The sequence below is a fragment of the Mycobacterium sp. genome, assembly GCF_032161845.1.
In the GTDB taxonomy this organism is placed as follows: Bacteria; Actinomycetota; Actinomycetes; order Mycobacteriales; family Mycobacteriaceae; genus Mycobacterium.
Genome location: NZ_JAVRQA010000189.1, coordinates 1 through 2,616 on the forward strand (window position 1 = coordinate 1; position 2,616 = coordinate 2,616).

A 2,616-nucleotide genomic window follows, 5' to 3' on the forward strand; every position below is an offset into this window, starting at 1 on the left:
GTTCGACCACGAGCACGTCCCCACCGCGCTGCTCGACGTTCTGGTCGCCGAGGGCGTCAACGTCGCTCCTCCGCCTTCGGCACTGGTCTTCGCGCAGGACAAGTTGGCCATGCGGCGACGGCTGGACGACCTCGGCGCACCGGTGCCGCGCTATTCGGCGATAGCTCACGTGGATGACGTCAAGGCCTTCGCCAGCCGCATCGGTGGCCCAGTGGTCGTCAAGACCGTCCGCGGCGGCTACGACGGTAGGGGGGTGGTGCTGGCTCGCGATGTCGATCAGGCATGCGACGTGGCAGGCCGCTACCTGGCCGATGGAGTGCAGGTGCTCGCCGAGGAGCGGGTGATGATGCGCCGCGAGCTCTCCGCCCTGGTCGCGCGGTCACCGTTGGGTCAGGCTGCGGCGTGGCCCGTCGTGGAGACGGTCCAGCGCGACGGAATCTGCGTTGAGGTGATCGCACCCGCGCCGGCGCTACCCGACGAAGTCGCGACTGCCGCTCAGCAGCTCGCACTGAGGGTGGCCGCCGAGTTGGGTGTGGTAGGTGTGCTGGCCGTCGAGTTGTTCGAAACCTACGACGGCGGGCTGGTCGTGAACGAGTTGGCCATGCGTCCGCACAACTCCGGGCACTGGACCATGGACGGATCCGTCACCAATCAGTTCGAGCAGCACTTGCGGGCGGTGTTGGATTATCCGTTGGGTGACGCCAGCGCCAAGGTGCCGGTGACGGTGATGGCCAACGTCCTTGGCGCAGCGGAGACGCCGATGATGAGCATCGACGAACGGCTCCATCACTTGTTCGCCCGGATTCCCGAAGCCAAGGTGCATCTGTACGGCAAGCAGGAACGTCCGGGTCGCAAGATCGGACACGTCAATGTCGTTGGCGCGGTTGATGGCTCACCCACTGACGAACAATACGTCGCGAGTCTTCGCGAACGAGCCGTGAGGGCGGCGCACTGGTTGGCACGCGGCGAGTGGACGGACGGGTGGAACGAACATGGGTGAACCGCAGCCACGGGTCGCGCTGATCATGGGCAGCGATAGCGACTGGCCGGTCATGGAGGCCGCTGCGCACGCTCTGGCAGAGTTCGACGTCTCGTTCGAGGTCGGCGTGATCTCCGCGCACCGCACACCGGCTCGAATGTTGGACTACGCGAAGACAGCTGCGGGCCGGGGTCTGGAGGTGGTGATCGCCGGCGCCGGTGGCGCGGCTCATCTGCCAGGAATGGTGGCCTCTGCCACCCCTCTGCCGGTGATTGGGGTGCCGGTGCCGCTGGCGCGGCTGGACGGATTGGACTCACTGCTGTCGATCGTGCAGATGCCTGCGGGCGTGCCGGTCGCCACGGTGTCGATCGGGGGCGCCCGGAATGCCGGTCTGCTTGCCGTCCGCATTCTGGGTTCGTCGGATCTGGCGCTGAGGTCGCGGATGGAAAGATTCCAAGCCGAGCTGGAGGCATCCGTGCTCGAGAAGGACGCGGCGCTGCGGGAGAAGCTGCTTGGCGATTGACGGCGGCCAACCTCGATGGCCCTGCGCTTTGGGCCACCGTCCGTCGCGGTAAAGTTACCGGCGAGTAGCAAGGAGTTCGTCAATGGTCGGGAATCCGTCGTTTGATCTGTTCAAGTTGTCCGACGAGCACAACGAGCTGCGCTCGGTGCTACGCGATCTCTGCGACAAGGAGATCGCCCCGCACGCGGCCGACGTCGACGAGAAGGCTCGGTATACGGACGAGGCGCTCGCTGCGCTGAACTCGTCGGGATTCTCGGCGATTCACATTCCCGAGGAGTACGGCGGGCAGGGTGGCGATTCGATCGCCGCATGCATCGTGATCGAAGAGGTCGCGAGGGTGTGCGCCTCGTCGTCGCTGATCCCGATCTGCAACAAGCTCGGCACCATGGGGATGCTTCTGCGTGGCTCCGAGGAACTCAAGAAGCAGGTGCTGCCCTCGATCGGAGCGGGGGAGGCCACGGCGTCCTACGCACTGTCCGAACGGGAGGCGGGCAGCGACGCAGCCGCGATGCGCACCCGCGCCAAGGCCGACGGTGAGGACTGGGTGCTCAACGGCTCCAAGTGCTGGATCTCCAATGGCGGGCACTCACAGTGGTACACCGTCATGGCCGTCACCGATCCGGACAAGGGTGCCAACGGCATTTCGGCGTTCGTGGTGCACGAGGACGATCCGGGATTCAGTGTCGGGCCCAAGGAAAAGAAGATGGGGATCAAGGGCTCGCCAACGACCGAGTTGTACTTCGAGGACTGCCGCATCCCAGGGGACCGCATCATCGGCGATCCAGGGACGGGCTTCAAGACCGCGCTGGCGACGCTGGATCACACGCGTCCGACCATTGGTGCGCAAGCCGTCGGGATCGCTCAGGGTGCGCTCGAGGCTGCCATTGCCTATACCAAGGAGCGCAAGCAGTTCAAGAAGTCGATCAGCGACTTCCAAAACACTCAGTTCTTGTTGGCCGACATGGCGATGAAGATCGAGGCCGCCCGATTGACGGTCTACTCGGCCGCGGCGCGGGCTGAGCGGATGGAGCCAGACCTCGGCTTCATCTCCTCGGCGGCGAAGTGCTTTGCCTCCGACGTGGCGATGGAAGTGACGACCAACGCGGTCCAGTTA

The 2,616-nt window shown here is 65.3% G+C and carries 3 protein-coding genes; all 3 read left to right on the forward strand.

Going from position 1 to position 2,616, the window contains the following annotated elements; all coding sequences use genetic code 11:
• On the forward strand, positions 1–1,000 hold a 1,000-nt coding region (locus QOD90_RS10815), incomplete at its 5' end, for a 5-(carboxyamino)imidazole ribonucleotide synthase (RefSeq protein ID WP_526349453.1).
• The gene (purE, locus tag QOD90_RS10820) at positions 993–1,502 is read left to right on the forward strand and encodes a 5-(carboxyamino)imidazole ribonucleotide mutase (protein WP_526349455.1); all 510 of its coding nucleotides are present in this window, start codon (positions 993–995) and stop codon (positions 1,500–1,502) included. The genes QOD90_RS10815 and purE, both read left to right, overlap by 8 nt.
• Before the next feature lie 82 nt (positions 1,503–1,584).
• Positions 1,585–2,616: acyl-CoA dehydrogenase family protein (locus QOD90_RS10825; protein ID WP_526349457.1), on the forward strand; the 1,032-nt coding region annotated here is incomplete at its 3' end.

What these genes read in the sequence shown, in the direction of transcription:
- purE (WP_526349455.1), top strand. Translation starts at nt 993, where the DNA reads ATGGGTGAACCGCAGCCACGGGTCGCGCTGATCATGGGCAGCGATAGC.